Source organism: Pseudomonas sp. SIMBA_068 (genome assembly GCF_046534705.1).
Lineage (GTDB): Bacteria > Pseudomonadota > Gammaproteobacteria > Pseudomonadales > Pseudomonadaceae > Aquipseudomonas > Aquipseudomonas putida.
Map to the genome: position 1 here is coordinate 1 of NZ_JAWRYI010001482.1, position 241 is coordinate 241.

A 241-nucleotide genomic window follows, 5' to 3' on the forward strand; every position below is an offset into this window, starting at 1 on the left:
CTGCGCAGCGACGCCCAGGCGCTGGAGGCAGCCCGCGAGTTGGCCGAGGCCGCACGCCTGCAGGCCGCCAAGCGCGACCGGCAGCGCCAGTTGCCATGGGCACAGGTCGAACAGTTCACCCGCAGAGGGCTGGGCAGTATTTCCATTCCCCGCGAATACGGCGGCCCGCAGGTGTCATTCGTGACCCTGGCCGAGGTGTTCGCGATCATCAGCGCGGCGGACCCGGCCCTCGGGCAGAACC

Annotated in this window: 1 protein-coding gene; it reads left to right on the forward strand. The window is 70.5% G+C overall.

Features of this window, described 5'->3' with window-relative positions; all coding sequences use genetic code 11:
• Nucleotides 1-241: acyl-CoA dehydrogenase family protein (locus SB756_RS34575; RefSeq protein ID WP_410913816.1), on the forward strand; the 241-nt coding region annotated here is incomplete at both ends.